The following is a 258-nucleotide window of genomic DNA, read 5'->3' on the forward strand; positions in this document are numbered from 1 at the left end:
TCAGCAGATTACTGCGTCGGCTAAAAAAAATGTCCACAGCCTGCTCAACGCTATTCGAGTAGAACTTGTAAAAGCGAACTGGGTTTGTCTTTCTTCCAATGTAAGACGCAGTCTATTAACGACTCAACAGCTAGCAAGTTTCCCTCGACTCAAGCTACATGTCGATCGGGTTGCTAACAACAGTTCAGACCGTGTTCACAAAGCCAACTACCAGCAAGTTGTCGATGATGTACCTTTGGCACGTCACTATAGCTTCTC

1 pseudogene is annotated in these 258 nt (G+C 45.3%); it reads left to right on the plus strand.

The window, feature by feature from the left end:
- Positions 1-258, plus strand: a pseudogene (locus AB4180_RS22675) (hypothetical protein); the annotation flags it as partial.

The organism is Vibrio sp. 10N.286.49.C3, from assembly GCF_041469545.1.
Classification (GTDB): Bacteria; Pseudomonadota; Gammaproteobacteria; order Enterobacterales; family Vibrionaceae; genus Vibrio; species Vibrio tasmaniensis_A.